This is a genomic window from Amycolatopsis sulphurea, assembly GCF_002564045.1.
In the GTDB taxonomy this organism is placed as follows: Bacteria; Actinomycetota; Actinomycetes; order Mycobacteriales; family Pseudonocardiaceae; genus Amycolatopsis; species Amycolatopsis sulphurea.
Map to the genome: position 1 here is coordinate 1,218,307 of NZ_PDJK01000001.1, position 16,339 is coordinate 1,234,645.

The following is a 16,339-nucleotide window of genomic DNA, read 5'->3' on the forward strand; positions in this document are numbered from 1 at the left end:
AACCGCTCACCGGCGATTCCGCGGGTTTCAGCCGGTGTCAGCCCTCCGGGACCAGCGTGAAGTGCCCGACGCCCTTGGCCGCCGAGGTCACCGTCCAGGAGTCCGGACCGGACGCCGGGCCTTTGCCGTAGAGCAGCCGGTACTCCGGCTTCCGCTTCTGCTGCGCGCGGTCGAACCAGTAGTAGTTCGCCCGCAACGCGAACGCCCCCACCGCGGACGCCTCCGAGATCCGCCGCTGCACGATCGGCGCGACCTGGCTCCGGTCGGAGAACACGTCGAGAATCTGGCAGTCGCAGTAGAAGGCCAGAGTGCCGATCTCCCCCGGCCCGGCCACTGCCTTCCCCTGCAGGCGGGCGCCGAGTTCCCGGCCCACCCGGGCGTAGTCGGCCGAGTTCGCCCAGTTGCCGAAGATCACCGGCGAGCGCCACGGCACGCCCTGCGCCAGGTCGACCCCGATGCCGCCGAACGCGACCACGGCGCCCAGGCCGAGCGCAGCCAGCGGCGCGCCGCGGCGCAGCGCTGGGCGCTCGTTCGCTTCGGCGAGCCAAATACCGGCCATCAGCACGGCGAAGGTCGCGATGCTGACCACCGGCGTCACGTAGTACCAGTGGTACGGCCCGACGCCGAGCGTCGAGTACACGACGTAGTAGAGCACCCCTCCGGCACCGAGCCCGACGACCGGCGCGAGCGCGGGGAAGCCCTCCCACCGGCGCGCGAAGCGGATACCCAGCCAGGCCGCGAAGAACACGACGCCGGCCAGCGCGGCGGCGAAGGTGAAGATCACCGTGACCGGCTGGTAGAGGAAGTACATCATCGGCCCGCTGAAGTAACCCCAGGCCCCGAACAGACCGTCCTGGTCCTGTTTGATCACCAGCGTGTCCGGGATGAACGAGCCGAGCCCGAACCAGCTGAACAGGAACCACGGCGCGGACACCAGGACCGCGGTGCCGAACGCGCGCCGGAAACGCCGCCGGATCGCCGCGGTGGCGAAGGTGATGACCAGGACGAACACGATCAGGTCGAGCCGGGTCAGCACGGTCAGCGCGGCGGCGACACCGAACAGCACCGGCCGCCCTTCGACGGCGAACACCACCAGCCACAGCAGCACGGCGGGCACGAGCAGGACTTCGAGCCCGGTCGCCGAGAGCAGGAACGGGTTCGCCACCACGAGCAGCACCCCGAGCAGCGCGACCCACGGCGCGAGCCGGAACCGGCGGATCAGCCGCAGCCACGCCCAGCCGAGCGCCCCGCTGCTGAGCACGGTCAGCAGCCCCAGCGCGACCACCGGGTGCGCGGCGCCGGTGATGCGGGTCGCGAAGGTGAGCAAGCCCAGCAGCAGGACGTCGAGCGGCGACGTCGCGGAGTTCGCGATGCTGCCGGGCACCAGCGCCCACTCTCCGTGCACGGCAAGATTCTTCGCGTAGGCGAGAGTGATGTACCCGTCGTCGGTCAGGCTCCCGTGCACGAGCAGAAACGACAGCAGGCCCAGCAGGGCCGCTGCCCAGGGCAGCCATCCGTACCGCACAGAGAACGACCGTACGGTACCTGCGCCACGATCCCGGCCACGTTGGCGCGCTCCCCCGGTGATCGTGGCCACAGATTCATCGACCGACATGATTCGGAGACAGTAATCGGCCGCTGTCGATCTTCGGCGGTCACCCTGCCCGGTCGTACGCCGGGGCACCGTGGTGAAACGGCCGCGATGTCCTTCGGACAAGATCGGACATCGCACCTACCCCGTGTGACCGTGAGCGGCTTGAGCTGTGCCTGCGCCGCTCTGGCGAGGCTGCCGCGAGCCCGGACGAAACCACTCACCGCGTTTTCCCCGGTAAGAACGACCTCGCCAACAAGGCCACCTTCGCCGTCACCGCGCCGCCCGCCTGACCGACGTCGCCAACCGGGGACCTGGTCGAGACCACCCGGCTCGGCGGGGATCGCGCGACCCGCAAGTACCGGATGGACCATCCCGATGCCGACCGACGACGTCCAGATCGCGGCCGGGCCTTGTTCGCGGCTCATCGTCGTCGATTGTGCCCGGCAACGGACGATGCGGAGGTATTCGAGGCGCGACCACCTCGTGGCGTGCGCCGGACCCGTCTCGGGTCTGTGAAGGGGCCCTTCACAGACTCAGAGTCCGTGAAGGGCCCCTTCACAGACCTCCGCCGTCTGCGCAGGGCCCCTCACACCGACTTTGCCGACGCCCTGGGGCCCCTCCGTACAGTCAGGCCAGGGTCAGGTCAGGCCAGCGCGTGCCGTCCGGACCGCGCCGGGTCCTCGCTCTCGTTCAGGATCCGGGTGGCCACCCTGGTGAGCGCGGCGTCCAGCTCGTCCCGATCCGCGTCGCCCCAGTCGCCCAGCCGCTCGGCGACCCACTCGCGCCAGGCGTTCACCAGCTTCGCCGTTTCCTCGTGGCCGCTCTCGGTGAGGGAGAAAACGCCGTCCTCGAAGCTCAGCTGCCCGGTCGTCACCAACCGCTGGAAGGCGGGCTCGAACACCTCCGTCGGGATGCCGTAGTGCGCGCCGACGGCCGCCAGGGTGGCCGGTCGCCCGGTCTGCTCCCGCAGGTGCACCTGGACCAGGCACCACAGCCCGCCCGCGTCCAGCTCCGAGCCGGAGCGGGCGAAGATCGCCGGCGCGACCTTGCGCCGCTCGCGGAAGAACACCGTCGCGATGGCCCGTTCCAGCTCCCGGTTGTGTTCCCCGGACTCCGGCATGGCGAACCCCTCGCCGATGTCCGGAGCGGACGCCCGCGCGGTGTCCCGCAGCGGAACCTCCTTGAGGAACAAGGAAAGCACGAAGGCCAGCAGACCGACCGGCACGGCGTAGAGGAACACCACGTGCAGTGAATCGCTGTAGGCGGTGATCACCGGCTCCGACACTTCGCGCGGCAGCCGGTGCAGGGCCGTCGGTGCCTCGACCACGCGCGGATCGATCCCGGCGGGCAACGGGTGCTCGGCCGCCGTCTTCGCCAGGTTCGGGGCGAGCTGGCCGGCGTAGATGGTGCCGAAGATAGCCGCGCCGAAGGAACTTCCGATCGAGCGCAGGAAGGTGGCCCCGGACGTCGCGACCCCGAGATCCCGGTAATCCGCGGTGTTCTGCACCGCGATCACCAGTACCTGCATGCTCAGCCCGATACCGAGGCCGAGCACTATCATGTACGCGGAGGCTGCCCAGAACCCGGTGTCCGGCCCGAGCAGGGACAGCAGGAACAGCCCCAGCGTCAACAGCGCGGTGCCGAGCACCGGGAAGATCTTGTACTTGCCGGTGCGGCTGACCAGGGAGCCGGACACGAGCGACGCGATCAGCAGCGCGATCACCATCGGCAGCATCCGCACGCCGGAGGAGGTGGCCGAGGTGCCCTGCACGTACTGCATGTAAGTGGGCAGATAGGACAGCGCGCCGAGCATCGCGAACCCGACCACGAAGCTCAGGATGCCGCTGATGGTGAACACCGGGTTGCGGAACAGCCGCATCGGCAGCGTCGGTTCCTTGGCCCGCAACTCCACGAACACGAACAGGACCAGCGCCACCACCGAGCCGACGGCCATCCAGATGATCGTCGGCGAGCCCCACGGGTACGTGGAGCCACCCCAGCTGGTGACCAGGGTCAGCCCGGTCGCGGCGAGCCCGATCAGCAGGAAGCCCAGGTAGTCGATGGCCGGCTTGACCAGCGTCCGCACCCGCGGCATCGCCGCCGCGGCGACGAACAGCACCACGACCACCAGCGGGATGTTCACGTAGAACGCCCACCGCCAGGACAGGTGGTCCACGAACAGCCCGCCGAGCATCGGCCCGGCGACGGTGACCACGCCGAAGACCGAACCGAGCGCGCCCTGGTACTTGCCGCGGTCGCGCAGCGGCACCACGTCCGCGATCAGCGCGGTCGAGGTGACCATCAGCCCGCCGCCGCCGATGCCCTGCACCGCGCGCCAGATGACCAGCCAGATCATGCTGTCGGCGAACCCGCAGAAGAACGATCCGACGCCGAAGATCACCACCGACGCCTGGAACATCAGCTTCCGGCCGAACAGGTCGCCGAGCTTGCCGATGACCACCGTGGTGATCGTCTCGGCCAGCAGGTACGCGGTGACCACCCAGGACAGGTGCCCGGCGCCCCCGAGGTCCCCGACGATGGTGGGCAGCGCGGTGCCGACGATGGTCTGATCCAGCGCGGCCAGCAGCATGCCCAGCAGCACCGCGCCGAAGACCGCCTGCACCTTGCGTTTGGGCAGCGCCGCGCCAGGCGGCGCCGGCTCGTCCTTGGCGACCTCGGCCGTGGCCGTCATGTGGTTCCTCCTCGACTGGACTCCGGGATCAGGCCCGTTCACCGTAGTGACGTCTGTCCATTGTAGATAGACACTCGTTCCGGTGATTCCGGCTGCTCGGCCAGGCCGCGCCGATCGGCCGGTTTCCCCGGACGGGGCGCACCCCCGTCCGGCGTTCGGGAACGCCTCGACCGAGCCCGTTCCGCATGCGCGGCAACGAAAACTCCCGCCCGATGACCGGTCGGCGGCGCCGGATCGAGGACCCGCGCCGCCGATCGGGCACCTCGGCGGTGAAAGTCGGCCGTTCCGGCACAATTCAGGGTCGAAGCGACCCGAACGTTTCGTCCCGGCACAAGCCCGCGATGCCCCGGCGACCGCCCGCCTGCCGCTTGACCTCGATCACCCGGACGGGGCACCACGCCGGACTCCGAGGGCACGCGAAACGTAATGATCGCCGTGCCTACGCACCGGGGCCGATTCCCCTACGGTCACCCAAATCTTCCTCAAAGTACTCCTCCGGCGGCGATTTGTGCGCACCGAGCAGGCAATAAGTCTGTCAACCCGAAATGGGGGTTTGTGCAGAGCTTTCACCCGTGATCTGTGGCACACTTTAAGTTTAGCTAGGTGGTCTTGGTCACTGAATCATCGACCAAGTAACGTCCAGCAACCATGGATTCCAGAGTCGTCACCGAGACAGGTGACAACTACACCAAAGCACTAGGCAATCGCCAGGTGCAGATGATCGCGATCGGCGGGGCGATCGGAGTCGGGCTCTTCCTCGGTGCCGGGGGAAAGCTCCACACGGCAGGCCCGTCGCTCGTGCTCTCCTACGCACTGTGCGGCATCGCCGCCTACTTCGTCATGCGGGCCCTCGGCGAACTGGTGCTGCATCAGCCCAGTTCGGGCAGTTTCGTGACCTACGCGCGGAAGTTCATCGGCCCGTGGGCCGGTTTCGTGTCCGGCTGGATGTACTGGCTGAACTGGGCGATGACCGGGATCGCGGAGATCACCGCGGTCGCGATCTACGTGCACAAGTGGCTGCCGGACGTGCCCCAGTGGATCACCGCGCTGGTCGCGCTCGGCGTGCTGGTCGCGGTGAACCTGGTCAGCGTCAAGCTGTTCGGCGAACTCGAGTTCTGGTTCTCCGTGGTCAAGGTGCTCGCGATCGTGGTGTTCCTGGTGACCGCGGTCGGGCTGGTGCTGGCCGGCGCGAACATCGGCGGCGAGAAGGCCGGCGTGCAGAACCTCACCAGCCACGGCGGATTCTTCCCGGCCGGTCTCGGGATCGCGCTGATGACCCTGCAGGCGGTGGTCTTCGCCTACTCCGCGATCGAGGTCGTCGGCATCGCCGCCGGCGAGACGAAGGACGCCCGCAAGGTCCTGCCCAAGGCGATCAACGGCGTGGTGTGGCGGATCGGCGTGTTCTACGTCGGTTCGGTGCTGCTGCTGGCGATGCTGCTGCCCTGGCCGTTCTACAGCGGGGACGAGAGCCCGTTCGTCACGGTGTTCTCGCGGCTGGGCATCGGCGGCATCGGCGACGTGATGAACGCCGTCGTGCTCACCGCCGCGCTGTCCTCGTGCAACTCGGGCCTTTACTCGACCGGCCGCATCCTGCGTGCCCTCGCCGATCACGGTGAGGCGCCGAAGTTCACCGGCAAGATGAACAGCAGTCACGTGCCCTACGGCGGAATTCTGTTCACCTCGGCCGCGTATGTGCTCGGCGTGGTGCTGAATTACCTAGTCCCGTCGGAAGCGTTCGACATCGCGACCGCGGTCGCCTCGCTCGGCGTGGTCGCCACCTGGGCCACGCTGGTGTTCTCGCAAATGCGATTACGCGAGGCCGCCCTGCGGGGCGAACTGGAACGGCCGAGCTATCGGATGCCCGGTGCGCCCTACACGAACTGGGGGACGCTCGCGTTCCTGCTGATGGTCGTGATCCTGATGGGCTTCTCCGATGGCGCCGAGGAGATTGCCTTCTATTCGATCCCGGTGATCGCGTTGGTGCTCGTCGTCGGCTGGCGACTGGTCTCCCGCCGTCAGGCCAAGACGCAATCCTGATTTCCTCTTTTCCGGCGGCCCGGCTCCCCTAGTTTCCTGGGGCCGGGCCGCTCGGTGTTGCGCACCGGCAGGTCGACCCTCCGCGGGCCTAACCGTGGGGTCGGCCTGCGGGCTCGTTTGGCTGCTTGGGGCGCTCCGTGGGTCTTTTCCGTGGATCGCTGGTCATCGACATTTCCTCAGGCTTGTCCGTGTTGTCGCGGTTTCCCTGACCGCAGTTCGCGCGCACTGAGCAGCTTGCTGCCCACTATTGCAAGTGTCTATCCCGCATTTTGATGACGCCGCTCTATACCGTTGGTTCATGCCATTTCCACCAAACACACTCGCCACTCAAGGGCAGCACCAGGCGATATCGCCGTCATCCGCGGCGTCCCGACGGCGTTCGTCGAACCGAGCCGGCCCAGACATGACGCTGACCGTCGTATGGGGCGCGCCGTGGACCCCTCCTGCAGGGTGTCGGCAAAGTCGGCGCGAGGGCCTTGCGCAGACCCGCGGAAGTCTGTGGAGGTCTGTGAAAGGGCCCTTCACGGACTCAGAGTCTGTGAAGGGCCCCTTCACAGACCCGAGACAGGTCCGGCGCACACCACGAGGTGGTCGCGCATCTCGAACGCCTCCGCATCGCCCCGGCTGCCGGGCGTGATCGACGAAGAGGGCAGGCACCCCGATGATGACGCGGCAGCCACGGCTCACTCTGCTGATCACGACTCCTCCACCAACTTTGCCGGGACCCTGGCCCCCTCCCCTGGCCGCCTGTTTGTCAAGCTGATCAAGCCCGGTCGAGCCGAGTTGTCCACAACCACCTCGGCTGTCCACAGATTCGCCGCTGATCGTCATCCGACTGATTCGACGTTGCTAACATCGGGGTGCGGGTTCGTTCCCGGTCCGACGGAATGCATTGCTGCGAGATTCCGACCGGCCCGGATCAGCCATTGTCGATCTGCACGCAACCGCATCACTCATCCCCAGGAGAATCACCATGGCTGGTGACACGATCATCGATATCACCGGAAACCTCACGACCGACCCCGAACTCCGCTTCACCCCGTCCGGGGCTGCGGTCGCGAACTTCACCATCGCGTCCACACCCCGCACCCTCGACCACCAATCCGGCGAGTGGAAGGACGGCGAGGCGCTGTTCCTCCGCTGCACCGCCTGGCGGCAGATGGCCGAGAACCTCACCGGGAGCCTCACCCAAGGAGCGCGAGTATGGGCCAAAGGCCGCCTGCGGCAGCGTTCGTTCGAGACGAAGGAGGGCGAGAAACGCACCGTCGTCGAACTCGACGTCGATGAGATCGGCCCCTCGCTGCGCTTCGCCACGGCGAAGGTCAGCAAGATCATCCGCTCGGGCGACGCGGGCGGCTCCGCTGATGGTGTCACCGCCGCGGGCAGCCCATGGGGTTCCGCACCAGCCGGAAGCGAGGGATTCTCTGACGAGCCTCCGTTCTGACCGGCGATCCCGCCCCGGCGACCCACGCTGAGGGCGCCGGATGCATCGGCGCCGGCCGAGGGGCGGACAGTGCGGGAACCCCTCTCCCGTGGTCACCGTGCCAGGGTGGCCGGGTACCTGTTCCCCGTGGTCATCGTGCCGGGACAGTCGGCACCAGCCCGTGGGATCACCGTGCCAGGATGGCCGGCACCAGCCGGTGTGATCACCCGTGCCGGGATGATCGGTACCGGTCCCCGTGGTCGGTACCGATCAGTGTGATCACCGTGGTTTACCGGTCCGCGTGACCACCGTTGTGTGCCGGTCCGCGTGACCACTGTGGTCGGCACCGGGCGGGTTCACGCGATCCAGGATCACGAGCCCTGCACGCCGTTTCGCGGGTCCGGGGATCGGCGCGAGCACCGGACTGACCGGCGCTCACCTCGACCACCCCCGGCCGTGCACACCCCGCGCATCTCGAAACCCCTTCGCCCGGTCCCCTGGAATGCCATCCCGGACATGGCGGTGTGCGTCTACTTCACGTGCACCAGCACCATCCCGTCGTTTCCGGGCGCTACCTCCACCCGCCGGTACAGCTTCTTCATGTGGGGCTGCTTCAGCATTGCCAGTACACGGTTCTTGAGTTTCCCGGACCCCCTGCCCGGAATGATCTCCACGAGCGGTATTTTCCCACCCGCCGCACGAAAGATCGCCTTGCGCACCGCGTCGTCGATGTCCCTGTCACTACGAAAGATCGGGTGAAGATCCACGGTCAGCTTCTCCGGCAACGTCTCTCCTCGGTGCGATCGCTCACTTGCCTCCCGCCGAGCCAAGCATGACACCACTGAAACCGCCAAGCCTCATGCTCGGACTGTGCGCAAACGCGCAAGGCTTCGCGCCCCTGAAGCACCGTCGGTCACCGCGTCCGGCACCACAACGCGCCCGGCTGCCTTCGCGATATCGATTTCGACCTTACGCACCAAGGAGGTTGTCACACAGACCCAGCGACGAACCGAAGCGACCTCGGCTTTCCGCCGCGGCACTCCGACCGGCTCGGTTTGCCAGGGCCACGGCGCGCGGACCAGTCCAGACCACGGATGCAGCGCCACGCCCGGACGCCGGGACATTCTCCGCCCACAAACGGAAAGGTTCACCACGATGTCCTCTCGGCTGCCGCGCGCCGGTGACCGCGACCGCGGGCTCGCGCCCCGGATCCTCCTCGCAACGCCGGACATATGGAGGTACGAACACAGAGAGATCCCCGGTCCTGGCTTCGATACTCCCTCGGAAACCCACCCAAAGGCCCTGCCCACCCGTTCACCGCCCTGGTACCTTCCGCGGAATGCGCTTACCACGACGGGCAGCGGCCGGAGTCAAGGTTTTCGCTGCCTCCTCGGCAATCCTGCTGGCCACCCTCTCCGCCCCGGGCGCGCAAGCGGCTCCGGCCACCACGGGTGGCGAATGCACGAGCCCCTCCATCGATCGGCTGCAGCAGTGGCTGGCCAGCGGCGAGGGCACCACCGTCCCGGCGACCGGGAGCCTCCTCGTCCCGGAAGGCGGCGGTTATGCGGCGAAGGTGGTCTTCCAGAAGAACGAGTGGCACGTCGTCGTGGTATGGCTCGGCAATCTGTTCGACACCCAGGTCGACCTCACCGGGTCGGCCGGGTTCTGGCTGACCTACCGCGCGGACGACGACTTCTACGTCCAGCTGCGGCCCGCCTCCCACTGGAGCGGCGGCGACAAGTGGCTCACCCCGATCCCGGCGACGGGTGGGAAACTCGTCCGGAAGTTCGTTCCGTTCGCTCCGCAGGCCTGGACGTCGCTGCCGGAACTCGGCACCCCGCCGTACTCCTTCGCGTCCGCGCTGCGCGAAGCGCGCGGGCTCGTCTTCGTGGGCAAGACGCCGAACAGTCTCGGCTTCCGGGGCCTGCGCATCGACGCCTACCGGCCACCGTGCCGCTGAAGCCCGGATTTTGCACTTTCCGCAAAGCCATTGGCCAGATCACCAACACCGCCCGCATAGTGGCGGCCGGAGGTGGTCCCGATGACCCGAATTCCCCAAGCCGAAAGCCGGCGCTGGGACGAGCTGTATCGCAGCCGCGAACAGCTGTTCAGCGGCAACCCGAACCCCGTCCTCGTCACCGAAATCTCCGACCTGCCACCAGGCCAGGCGCTCGACGTCGGATGTGGTGAAGGGGCCGACGCGCAGTGGCTGGCACGAAGGGGCTGGCACGTCACCGCGGTCGACATCTCCGAGGTCGCGTTGAACCGCGCCGCCGCGGCCGCCGCCGACCTCGAGCCCCGGGTGTCGTGGGCGCGGGCCGACCTCGCCACCACGCCGCCGCCGGCGGGCTCCTTCGACCTGGTGTCCCTGCACTACTTCCCGCTCAAGCGCCAGCCGGGGCACGCGGCGCTGCACGGCCTTCTGGATGCCGCCGCCCCGGGCGGCACGCTGTTGTTCACCAGCCACGCCCTCACCGATCTCGCCCCGAGCGGAGACTTCGATCCCGACGACTACTACCAGCCCGAGGAGATCGTCCGGCTCCTCGGCCCGGCCTGGAACGTGCTGGTCAACGAGACTCGTCCGCGCACCACGCCAGCCCCCGTCGGCACGCACCACACCCACGACACCGTCCTGCGAGCACAACGCTTGCCGTGAGCCCGGCCCCGATCAGCAGCAGTGGTCGCCCCGCCAGGCTTCCCGGCCTTCGCGGACCGCGACGACCGCGATCACGAGGGCCGCCACCGGATCCGCCCAGGACCAGCCGAACACCGCGTTCAGCAGCAATCCCCCCAGCAATACGGCGGAAAGGTAAGTGCACAACAACGTCTGCTTCGAATCTGCGACCGCACTGGCCGAACCGAGTTCCCGCCCCGCACGGCGTTGCGCCCCGGACAGCACGGGCATGATCACCAGTGAAACGGCCGCGAGCACGATCCCCGCCGTCGAATGCTCCGGCGCCTCACTCCGCACCAACGACCACACCGAGTCACCCGCGACGTACGCCGCCAGCAGGAAGAACGACACCGCGATCACCCGCAGCGCCGCACGTTCCCGCCGCTCCGGATCGGCCCCGGCGAACTGCCACGCGACCGCCACCGCGGAAAGCACTTCCGCCACCGAGTCCAGTCCGAACGCGACCAGAGCCGCCGACGAGGCCACCGACCCGGCAGCGATCGCGACGACCGCCTCGATCACGTTGTAGGTGATCGTCCCCGCCACCAACCATCGAATCCGGCGGCGCAGCAACGCTTTCCGCCCATCGTCCGGTACAGCGCCCGGAGCACAGCAGTCGGCTTCGCCCGCCGTCATCGCGTGACCACACGGTCTTCGTCCGCGCAGGCGTCCGTCGGCGCCACCGCGAGCACCACCTGCGTCAACTCTCCCAGCGCACGAGCGAGATGCGGATCCGCCAGCGCATAACGCACCTGACGCCCTTCGTACGCGGCGACGACGAGCCCACAGCCACGCAGGCAGGCGAGGTGATTCGAGACGTTCGACCGGCTCAGCCCGAGATGCTCGGCCAGCCGGGCCGGATACCTCACCCCGTCGAGCAGGGCCACGAGAATCCGGCACCGGGTGGGATCCGCCAACGCCCGCCCGAGCCGGGCCAGCGCGGACTCCCGCGTCTCACAGGTCACCATGGCTCGAATAGTACAGCAGTTGGTGAACCACGGCGATCGGGCCTTCGCCGCGACCGGCACGTGCCCGGACCGATCGTCTCGACGACCAGGACATCAGCCTTCGCGAACTCGACGACCTGAAGTACATCGCCCGGCCGGCGCAGCGGAATCCCGGCCACCCAGACCCTTCAGGCACCCTGACCACCACCCTCGCCCCCGGTTACTTCAGCGGCGGGACCGCAACCTGCAGCTGGGTACGCCCGCGCATCGACCTCGGCCGGGTCCACAGAACCAAAGCCCGGCTGCTGGCCGACGCCCAGACCTCAGGCGCCCACTGATCGCCAGGGAGGTGCCCGGCTCTACCCGGTCATCGGCGAGCCGCTGCCCCGGGCGGCACACACCGTGGTCGTCGACCGCTCCGCCCTCACCGGTCGCGGCCCGTCCGCACATGCCGTTCCGCGGACAACCGCTCTCGCATCTCCGGATAGTGCAGCTCGAACGCCGGCCGCTCAGAGCGGATCCGCGGCAGATCGAGGAAATTGTGCCGCGGCGGCGGGCAGCTCGTCGCCCACTCCAGCGAATTCCCGAACCCCCACGGATCGTCCACCTCGACCTTCTCCCCATAGCGGTAACTGCGGACCACGTTCCACAGGAACACCACCATGGACGCACCCAGGATGAAGGACCCGATCGTGGAGATCGTGTTCAGCAGGGTGAAGCCGTCCGTCGACAGGTAATCGGCATAGCGGCGGGGCATCCCCTCCGCGCCGAGCCAGTGCTGCACCAGGAAAGTCGCGTGGAAGCCGAGGAACGTGGTCCAGAAGTGCCATCGGCCCAGCCCCTCGTGCAACATCCGGCCGGTCATCTTGGGGAACCAGAAGTAGATCCCGGCGAAGGTGGCGAACACGATCGTGCCGAACAGCACGTAGTGGAAATGCGCCACCACGAAGTAGCTGTCGTGCACGTGGAAATCCACCGCGGGCGCGGCCAGCAGCACCCCGGTCAGCCCGCCGAGCAGGAACGTCACCATGAACCCGACCGACCACAGCATCGGCGTCTCGAAGCTCAGCGTGCCCCGCCACATGGTGCCGATCCAGTTGAAGAACTTGATCCCGGTCGGCACCGCGATCAGGAAGGTCAGGATCGAGAAGAACGGCAGCAGCACCGAGCCGGTGGCGAACATGTGATGCGCCCACACCGTCGCGGACAGCGCGGTGATACTGAGTGTCGCCAGCACCATCAACCGGTAGCCGTAGAGCGGTTTGCGACTGAACACCGGGACGATCTCGGTGACGATGCCGAAATAGGGCAGCGCCACGATGTAGACCTCCGGATGGCCGAAGAACCAGAACAGGTGCTGCCACAGGATCGCCCCGCCGTTGGCCGGGTCGAACACGTGCGCGCCGATCTGCCGATCGGCCAGCAGGGCGAACAGGGCCGCGGTGAGGATCGGGAAGGCGAGCAGGACCAGGATCGCGGTGAACAGGATGTTCCAGGTGAACAACGGCATCCGGAACAGGGTCATCCCGGGGGCGCGCAGGCAGAGGATCGTGGTGATCATGTTGACCGCGCCCAGGATGGTGCCCAGCCCGGACACGATCAGCCCGGTGATCCACAGATCCTCGCCGACTCCCGGTGAGTGCATCGCCTCCGACAGCGGGGAATAGGCGGTCCAGCCGAAGTCCGGCGCTCCGCCCGGGGTGAGGAAGGCCGACAGCACGATCAGCCCGCCGAACAGGTACAGCCAGTAGGAGAACGCGTTCAGCCGCGGGAACGCGACGTCGGGCGAGCCGATCTGCAGCGGCAGGATGTAGTTCGCGAACCCGAACAGGTTCGGCGTGGCATACAGCAGCAGCATGATCGTGCCGTGCATGGTGAACAGCTGGTTGTACTGCTCCGCGGAGAGGAATTGCAGCCCCGGCCGGGCCAGCTCGCCCCGCATCAGCAGCGCCATCGCCCCGCCGGCGAGGAAGAACGCCATCGAGGTACTCAGGTAGAGCAGCCCGATCTTCTTCGGATCGGTGGTCCGGACGAGCGCGAGCAGCACCGACCCCTTCTTCCCGCGCGCCTGAGGCACGGGCACCGGCACGGGGGCAGGCTGGGGTTTCAGCTCGGTCATCGCTCGTTCTCCCACACCCTCGGGAGCCCGCCCGGCCCGGACCCCCGAACAGCGGATATCCCGGGCGAGCCGGCGCTACACCTCGCCGCCGGAAATCGGCACATCACCGCGGCCCCCTTCCAGGAATAGTTGCCCGCCGGTCTCGCGGGAAACGGGCGGCTGTGCACGTAATCATCCGGCACGGCGAGCGCATGCGCCATCGAGAATCGAAACGTCCGTAGTGCCGGGTTTCCCGGCGAACGACGCAGGAGCGGTCCTTGACCGGATCGCCACCCATTCAGCCACACGCATTCCTGAACAGAATGCACCATCGCCGGGACAGATCCGCAGGACAACGCCAAGCACCACCGCTCGACGAGGTCCGGGTCCGAGCCGGCGGACCACGCAGCAGGGTGTGCGCCGCGTCCACGACTGACGACTCTCTCACCACCCGGCGGGCGCGGGCCAACCGCGCCCGAAGACTTCCATGCACGGGAGAATCTCACCCATTTCGACCACAAACGTATACCTGAATGGGTGGTTCACACCGCGACGCCAGCCCATACGGCCATTTCGAGGCCTACGACGATTCGCTTGCCCCGACGCCACGGCGCAATTCAACATGAGCGGGAACGCATCCCGGTATTGATTCTCCACCGTCGCCGGTTCCCGTGGCTCAGCCGCCCACCGTGGGCGACGCCCGTGGTTTCGCCAGTCTTACGCCCATTGGACGAGCCACGCCACGAGATCCCGGAGGCCTAGTCCGCACATGACACACCGTGGGAGACAGCCGGAACACTGCACATGATGCTGTGGCGCACATCCGATCGCGTTGATCCCGCGCAGCTACCGGATGATGCAGGTCTTCGGTGTGCCCAGCTTCCGGCTGGTGAACGCCGAGCGTGCCGGCACGTTGGTGAAATTCCACAGGAACCGGCCCCAGCGCTCGCTGGCCCGAGGCAAAGCCCAGAAGATCGTCGGCAAGGACCCGGCTTCAACCGCCGCGGCCTCTGGGACGCCATCGAGGCAACGCTTCCGCCGCCCACAGCTTCGAGTGCGGGCCGCCGTAACCATCCAGGGTGGCCGTGATGCCGCAGTCGTCCCGGAAGGCGATGCCCTCCTGGTTCGACGAGACGGTCAGGGTGTCGGCAAAGTCGGTGTGAGGGGCCCTTCACAGCCCGCGGAGGTCTGTGAAGGGGCCCTTCACAGACTCAGAGTCCGTGAAGGGCCCCTTCACAGACCCCGAGACAGGTCCGGCACACACCACGAGGTGATCGCGCGCCTCGAACACCTCCGCATCGCCCGCTGCCGGACGCAACCGACGAAGACGGCAGGCACCACCGATGATGACGCGGCAGCCACGGCGCTCTGCTGATCACGGGTCCTCGACCAATCTTTGCCGGGACCCTGGGCGAGACGATCGTGAAGAGATGCTCTTGGTCGGGAACCCTGTTTCCGGCGGAGAGACCAGGGCCGCAACCACAGCGACAACCCCGTCCGGCTCGCGGGAGTCCTTTGCGGACAAGAGAAGACGAACAAGTGCGGCCCGGCGACCACATCCTGGTCATCGGTGCGCGAGTCCCGCGCGATGCGGTATTCCTTGGCCTGCGGTGCTCCGGGCCTCCCGCTCTTGGCCGGGGAGGTCCTGTCCGGGGCGGTGGCGGGGCAGGCACGTCCCGCCACCGGGCTCCCGGCACGCATGCTTCAGGCGCTGCGCTCCGGGCACCGCCCTGCCAACGACCTTGCGGTGGCCACGCATCGGAGGTCTGCCGCAGGGGCGGTGGGCGCAGTTCCGCCGAGACCGCCCGCGGTGGCACCGGCGGCGACCTCGGCGGCGCGCTCAGCGATCGGTCCAGCTCGGCGCCGATCCGCTGCGCGGCGGTCTGGAAACTCAGCACCCCGACCAGGATCGCCTGCCCGCCGCCGACCACCGCGAACCCGGCCACGAGCTGGCCGCGCAGATGCACGGGCCTTCGCGGTGTAGCCGGCCCCGCGCACCGTGTGGATCCATCCACTACCTGATCGGTCCTCGCGCTCCCGGCTCCCGGCTCCCGGCTCCCGGCTCCCGGCTCCCGGCTCCCGGCTCCCGGCTCCCGGCTCCCGGCTCCCGGCTCCCGGCTCCCGGCTCCCGGCTCCCGGCTCCCGGCTCCCGGCTCCCGGCTCCCGGCTCCCGGCTCCCGGCTCCCGGCTCCCGGCTCCCGGCTCCCGGCTCCCGGCTCCCGGACCAGTATCGCGGGACGCCCGACGCGCACCTCCTGCGGCAGTGGATACCCGACATCGCCGAACACGACGTGTTCGTATGCGGCCCCGCGAGCTGGACCGGCACCGTCGTCGCGTCGGGCACCTCCGCCGGGGTTCCCGCCACGCACATCCACACCGAAACCTTCGCCTGGTGAGGAAGGCACCGCCCGATGCGCAAGATCGCCCTGGTTTTCGCCGCCACCGTCTCGGTGCTGGTCCTGCTGTTCAGCTACCGCACCCGCACGCACTCCGGCGCACTCGCCACCGCGCCGCAGAACCGCTCGCCGGCCGGGTCAGCCGTGCCGTCGGGCACCAACCCGCCCAGCGGCACATCCAGCACGCCGACGGGCACTTCCGGCACGTACGACGGCGGCGGCGCCGACACCCGCTACGGCCCGGTGCAGGTCGAGATCACCTCCACGGCCGGTCGCATCACCGCCGCCCGCACCCTGCAGACGCCCAGCGAAAACGGCCGGGACATCGAGTTCAACGATGCCGCCGTGCCCACTCTCATCCAGGAGACGCTGCAAGCCCAGAGCGCGCCCATCGACACCGCCAGCGGCGCCACCTACACCGCGGAGGGCTACGCCGCATCGCTGCAATCCGCGATCGACGCAGCCCACGGGTGACGCC

At 68.3% G+C, this 16,339-nt stretch carries 13 protein-coding genes; 7 read left to right on the plus strand and 6 right to left on the minus strand.

Annotation, left to right across the window (positions count from 1 at the left end; all coding sequences use genetic code 11):
- Positions 1-37 precede the first annotated feature (37 nt).
- Together ATK36_RS05500 and ATK36_RS05505 are read right to left on the minus strand one after the other, a co-directional pair.
- Positions 38-1,525, minus strand: a complete 1,488-nt coding sequence (locus tag ATK36_RS05500) for a hypothetical protein (RefSeq protein WP_245914351.1) — start codon at positions 1,523-1,525, stop codon at positions 38-40.
- A gap of 712 nt (positions 1,526-2,237) precedes the next feature.
- Entirely contained in the window at positions 2,238-4,286 is a 2,049-nt protein-coding gene (locus ATK36_RS05505) for an MDR family MFS transporter (RefSeq protein ID WP_098510099.1), read from the minus strand.
- Between the two features lie 648 nt (positions 4,287-4,934).
- Between ATK36_RS05505 and ATK36_RS05510 the strand changes: the two genes are divergently transcribed.
- Complete coding sequence (locus tag ATK36_RS05510; RefSeq protein WP_098510100.1) at positions 4,935-6,323, plus strand: amino acid permease; 1,389 nt, start codon at positions 4,935-4,937, stop codon at positions 6,321-6,323.
- Positions 6,324-7,296: 973 nt separating this feature from the next.
- Entirely contained in the window at positions 7,297-7,767 is a 471-nt protein-coding gene (locus tag ATK36_RS05515) for a single-stranded DNA-binding protein (protein ID WP_098510101.1), read from the plus strand.
- Between the two features lie 509 nt (positions 7,768-8,276).
- Here the strand turns inward: ATK36_RS05515 and ATK36_RS05520 are convergent.
- On the minus strand, positions 8,277-8,531 hold the full coding sequence (locus tag ATK36_RS05520; protein ID WP_098510102.1) for a Smr/MutS family protein: 255 nt from the start codon (positions 8,529-8,531) through the stop codon (positions 8,277-8,279).
- Positions 8,532-9,085: 554 nt separating this feature from the next.
- On the opposite strand from ATK36_RS05520, the gene ATK36_RS05525 reads away from it, so the two are divergent.
- Together ATK36_RS05525 and ATK36_RS05530 are read left to right on the plus strand one after the other, a co-directional pair.
- The gene (locus ATK36_RS05525; RefSeq protein WP_098510103.1) at positions 9,086-9,706 is read left to right on the plus strand and encodes a hypothetical protein; all 621 of its coding nucleotides are present in this window, start codon (positions 9,086-9,088) and stop codon (positions 9,704-9,706) included.
- A gap of 81 nt (positions 9,707-9,787) precedes the next feature.
- Positions 9,788-10,402, plus strand: a complete 615-nt coding sequence (locus tag ATK36_RS05530) for a class I SAM-dependent methyltransferase (protein ID WP_098510104.1) — start codon at positions 9,788-9,790, stop codon at positions 10,400-10,402.
- A 12-nt stretch (positions 10,403-10,414) separates the two neighbouring features.
- Here the strand turns inward: ATK36_RS05530 and ATK36_RS05535 are convergent, their stop codons facing one another.
- From ATK36_RS05535 to ctaD, 3 genes are all read right to left on the minus strand, one after another.
- Complete coding sequence (locus ATK36_RS05535; RefSeq protein WP_098510105.1) at positions 10,415-11,056, minus strand: cation efflux transmembrane domain-containing protein; 642 nt, start codon at positions 11,054-11,056, stop codon at positions 10,415-10,417.
- Positions 11,053-11,388 carry a Cd(II)/Pb(II)-sensing metalloregulatory transcriptional regulator CmtR gene (gene cmtR, locus ATK36_RS05540; protein WP_098510106.1) on the minus strand — a complete coding sequence of 112 codons (336 nt, stop codon included), beginning with the start codon at positions 11,386-11,388 and terminating at the stop codon, positions 11,053-11,055. Before cmtR ends, ATK36_RS05535 begins: the two co-directional genes overlap by 4 nt.
- Positions 11,389-11,791: 403 nt before the next feature.
- Complete coding sequence (gene ctaD, locus ATK36_RS05545) at positions 11,792-13,486, minus strand: aa3-type cytochrome oxidase subunit I (RefSeq protein WP_098510107.1); 1,695 nt, start codon at positions 13,484-13,486, stop codon at positions 11,792-11,794.
- A 411-nt stretch (positions 13,487-13,897) separates the two neighbouring features.
- On the opposite strand from ctaD, the gene ATK36_RS34175 reads away from it, so the two are divergent.
- The 3 genes from ATK36_RS34175 (at position 13,898) to ATK36_RS05555 (ending at position 16,335) form a co-directional block, all read left to right on the plus strand.
- On the plus strand, positions 13,898-14,227 hold the full coding sequence (locus tag ATK36_RS34175; RefSeq protein WP_141544383.1) for a catalase: 330 nt from the start codon (positions 13,898-13,900) through the stop codon (positions 14,225-14,227).
- 94 nt (positions 14,228-14,321) lie between these two features.
- Positions 14,322-14,840, plus strand: a complete 519-nt coding sequence (locus ATK36_RS34180; RefSeq protein ID WP_281259025.1) for a hypothetical protein — start codon at positions 14,322-14,324, stop codon at positions 14,838-14,840.
- A gap of 1,036 nt (positions 14,841-15,876) precedes the next feature.
- Positions 15,877-16,335, plus strand: coding sequence for an FMN-binding protein (locus ATK36_RS05555; protein WP_098510108.1), 459 nt, complete (start codon positions 15,877-15,879; stop codon positions 16,333-16,335).
- The last annotated feature ends 4 nt before the right edge of the window (positions 16,336-16,339 follow it).

Bases quoted from the DNA above. Each gene is read 5' to 3' on its own strand.
- ATK36_RS05525 (WP_098510103.1), top strand. From the start codon at position 9,086: ATGCGCTTACCACGACGGGCAGCGGCCGGAGTCAAGGTTTTCGCTGCC.
- ctaD (WP_098510107.1), bottom strand. From the start codon at position 13,486: ATGACCGAGCTGAAACCCCAGCCTGCCCCCGTGCCGGTGCCCGTGCCT.
- ATK36_RS05535 (WP_098510105.1), bottom strand. From the start codon at position 11,056: ATGACGGCGGGCGAAGCCGACTGCTGTGCTCCGGGCGCTGTACCGGAC.
- ATK36_RS05510 (WP_098510100.1), top strand. From the start codon at position 4,935: ATGGATTCCAGAGTCGTCACCGAGACAGGTGACAACTACACCAAAGCA.
- cmtR (WP_098510106.1), bottom strand. From the start codon at position 11,388: ATGGTGACCTGTGAGACGCGGGAGTCCGCGCTGGCCCGGCTCGGGCGG.
- ATK36_RS05505 (WP_098510099.1), bottom strand. From the start codon at position 4,286: ATGACGGCCACGGCCGAGGTCGCCAAGGACGAGCCGGCGCCGCCTGGC.
- ATK36_RS05530 (WP_098510104.1), top strand. From the start codon at position 9,788: ATGACCCGAATTCCCCAAGCCGAAAGCCGGCGCTGGGACGAGCTGTAT.
- ATK36_RS05515 (WP_098510101.1), top strand. From the start codon at position 7,297: ATGGCTGGTGACACGATCATCGATATCACCGGAAACCTCACGACCGAC.
- ATK36_RS05555 (WP_098510108.1), top strand. From the start codon at position 15,877: ATGCGCAAGATCGCCCTGGTTTTCGCCGCCACCGTCTCGGTGCTGGTC.
- ATK36_RS34180 (WP_281259025.1), top strand. From the start codon at position 14,322: ATGCAGGTCTTCGGTGTGCCCAGCTTCCGGCTGGTGAACGCCGAGCGT.